We start from the raw sequence: 3,457 nt of genomic DNA, 5'->3' as shown, positions 1-3,457 counted from the left end.
CCTATTTCGTCCAAAAACAGCGTCCCTCCGCTCGCCTGGAGAATTTTGCCTTTCATCCCCTTTTTTCGGGCGCCCGTGAACGCGCCGTCGGCGTAACCGAACAACTCGCTTTCAATCAGGGACTCAGGAATGGCGGCGCAATTCAGAGCGACAAACTGCTCGCCTGCGCGTCCACTGGCGCCGTGCAAGGCGCGGGCGAACAGTTCTTTTCCGACGCCTGTTTCTCCCTGCAAAAGGATGGATATGGGTCGATCGACGACGCGCTTCGCCATCTGAATGTTTCGCAGCATCTCCGGATCGTCGCCGGCCAGTGACGCGAGCTCAGGGAAGCCCGACCTGTCATTCCTTTTGCTGATCGTGTTTTTTGTCGATTGTCTGCTTTGGTAGAAATTCTGGCCAGCCATCACGCTTTTGGGCCAACGCAGAAGCGCAAAATAAGGCCGCCGATCGGCTCCTGCGTGAACCAGCAAGCCGTGGCCGGTTTGCGCCGGCGTCTTCGCCAATAGTTCCTCGAATTCAATATCGAAGAGATTGGAGATCGCCCGCCCCAGAATCGTATGCAAGCCACATCCCGCAAGCTCGCAGAACGCGACACGGTTCGCCCCGATCACGCGGCCTTCCGCGTTGATCGCCAGAAGGCTTTCCGTGGTCGTTTCCAACAGGCCGGCGCGCTCGTTCAACTTCAAAATCCAGGATTTCTGGAACTCGCTGAAAAAGGCGGTTGTTTCTATGATATGCGCCGTGCCGGCGATGAATTGTTGCGCAAGAAATTTATCTTTCCGCTCTCCGGAAACGTCGAGCGACGTCGCATTCAAAACGGCCAGCAGATCGCCGCGTGGGCCGAAGATTGGGGCGGCGGTGCAGGTGACGATGCGATGGGCTTCAAGGAAATGCTCGGCCCGATGAACCGTGACCGGCGACTTTTCAATGATGCACGCGCCAATGGCGTTGGTGCCCTCTTCGGGTTCGTCCCAGCAAGCGCCAAGACCAAGTCCGCCGCCGAGCAATGTTCCGTGTTGGCTCAAGAATTCAATGGTCACGCCGCTCGCATCCGCCAGCAGCAGGACATATCCGGCGGTGCTCAACTGCTGGTGCGCGCGTATGAAAATGTCGCGCGAATGAGCGAGCAAAGGCTCCACGGGCTCGCGATGCTGGCGCAGAGCGGCGCCCGTCAGGACGCGCGGCGCGCGAACGCGGCCGGGGTCCAGCCGATATCCTTCCACCGACCGCCGCCATGACCGGACGATCAATGGATCGAATTCGTCGAGTCGCGCGACGCCGCCGTCCAGAGTCTTCGCAATCAGATCCTTCTGATGCGCACTCTTGCTCGAACGCATGTATCCTCCGATAGCGCGCTGTTCTTTTTCGTTAAAATTGGAAACCTATCACACTTTATATTTCCATCAAACGGATATTGATACAACTGAATATCGTACAACTCGAGCGCCGGCGGGCTATTTTATGTAACTGACGCCTGTGACGGAAGATGTAACACGTGTAACACTTTGTATCCATCCTCGCTGCACCGCAAAAGACTATTGCAAATTCAAAATCGAAACAATCTAACAGAATGATTCGATTGATAAAATCAGCCATGACGGAGACGCGACGTCTTCCGCCGTTACTGCTGGCATGGCCTTTGCGGCATCTGCCAAAAATCAAAAACGTGGGAGGAGCTTTTGAGGTTCAAGAAAATGCGCACGCCAGGGGGACGAAGCTCCGGTGAGTGCTTGACGCGTCGCACAGCGCTTCACTGTCTCGCTTTGTCCTCGATGGCGGGCCTTCTCGGCGAAGGGCGACGCGCCTTCGCGACGGAAGCCGATGGCGCGAGGCCGCGCGAGGGCGACCGCCTTGCCGCGGAAGACGCGGAGGGCAATCCAAAAGCCCTGAAGCTGCAGGACGTCAAGATCGGCGACAAGCCGCTTGGCGCATTTCCTTTCAATCCCGCAGACGGAATCAAGCGTGAAGGCTCCCGCCTCAATCGCATCATTCTTGTGCGGTTCGATTCCAGGGATCTGACGCCCGATCAACTCGCCCGTTCGGTCGATGGCGTCTTCGCCTTTTCCGGGGTCTGCCCGCATCGCGGATGCGACGTGACCGAATGGAACGACAAGGATCGCATGATCCTTTGCTACTGCCATCTTTCGCAATTCGACCCGCGTGATCAAGGCGCGGTCTTTGCCGGGCCGGCGCCTCGCCCGCTTCCGATATTGCCGCTGAAATCGGAGCAGGGCGAAATCGTCATTGCAGGAGAATTCAGCTCCGAACCAGGCGGCGCAAAAGCAATCGACTAACAACAAAACCCAGGAGGAAATCAACGTGAAAAAAAGTTCGAAACATTTGGCTTTTGGCGCGTCAATGCTGGCCTTGAGCATTCTGCCCGCCACCGCTTACGATAGCGTGACGGACGCTCGCCTCGCCAGCCCGGAGCCGCAAAACTGGCTGCAATTCAGGGGCAATTACGCAGGATGGGGCTATAGCCCGCTGGCCAAGATCAACGTCAAGAACGTGTCGAAGCTGAGCGTCGCCTGGGTTTATTCGACAGGCCAGCTCGAAGGCCACCAGTCTCCGCCCATCGTCAACAACGGCATGATGTTCGTCACGTCGCCCGGCAATCAGGTGATCGCGCTCGACGCCAAAACGGGCGCCGAACTCTGGCGTTACCAGCACCAGGTTCCGGAAGAACTGATGCAATTGCATCCGACCAATCGCGGCGTCGCGCTTTACGGCGACAAAGTCTATTTCGGCACGACGGACGCCAAGCTGATCGCCCTCGACGCCGCGACCGGCAAGGAGGCGTGGCAGGTTCCCGTCGCCGATTGGAAGAGCGGCTATTACATCACGCTCGCGCCCCTCGCGGCGGAAGGCAAGATTCTGGTTGGCTCGTCCGGTGGCGAACTCGGCGTGCGCGGCTTTGTGGCCGCGTTCGACGCGAGCACCGGCAAGGAGGCCTGGCGCACCTTCACCATTCCTGCGCCGGGCGAACCCGGCGGCGACACCTGGCCCGCCGACTCCTATCAACGGGGCGGCGGCTCGACCTGGGTCAGCGGCAGTTACGATCCGAAAACCCGCACGACCTATTGGGGAACGGGAAACGCCGCGCCGTGGATGCCCGACACGAGGCCCGGCGACAATCTCTACGCCAATAGCGTGATCGCTCTCGATATCGAGACCGGCAAGCTCAAGGGCTTCCATCAATATCATCAGGCCGACGCCTGGGACTGGGACGAAGTCTCGACGCCCATGCTGATCGATTATCAGCGCGAGGGCAAAACCGTCAGCGGCCTGGTCCACGCTGGGCGCGACGGCTATCTCTGGCTGCTCGAACGCAAGCCGGATTCCATCGGCTATGTCGCAAGCTGGCCCTTCGTCCGGCAGGACGTCTTCACCAGCGTCGATCCCAAGACCGGACGTCCCACCTACGATCCGTCCAAGACGCCAGGCACCGGAAAGACCG

The 3,457-nt window shown here is 59.2% G+C and carries 3 protein-coding genes; 2 read left to right on the top strand and 1 reads right to left on the bottom strand.

From position 1 onward, the window contains the following. Positions 1–1,337 (bottom strand): sigma-54-dependent Fis family transcriptional regulator (locus tag ACE3S9_RS16905; protein ID WP_374547644.1); only part of this gene is annotated, 1,337 nt, incomplete at its 3' end. Between the two features lie 357 nt (positions 1,338–1,694). Here ACE3S9_RS16905 and ACE3S9_RS16900 point away from each other — a divergent pair. Together ACE3S9_RS16900 and ACE3S9_RS16895 are read left to right on the top strand one after the other, a co-directional pair. Continuing rightward, positions 1,695–2,294, top strand: coding sequence for a ubiquinol-cytochrome c reductase iron-sulfur subunit (locus tag ACE3S9_RS16900; protein ID WP_374547646.1), 600 nt, complete (start codon positions 1,695–1,697; stop codon positions 2,292–2,294). A 73-nt stretch (positions 2,295–2,367) separates the two neighbouring features. Continuing rightward, positions 2,368–3,457, top strand: a 1,090-nt coding sequence (locus ACE3S9_RS16895) for a PQQ-binding-like beta-propeller repeat protein (RefSeq protein WP_374547645.1), incomplete at its 3' end; no start/stop codon positions are given.

It is taken from the genome of Rhodoblastus sp. (assembly GCF_041915505.1).
Lineage (GTDB): Bacteria > Pseudomonadota > Alphaproteobacteria > Rhizobiales > Beijerinckiaceae > Rhodoblastus.
The sequence above is the reverse complement of the archived record's forward strand: the minus strand, read 5'-3'. Positions and strand labels throughout refer to the sequence as shown.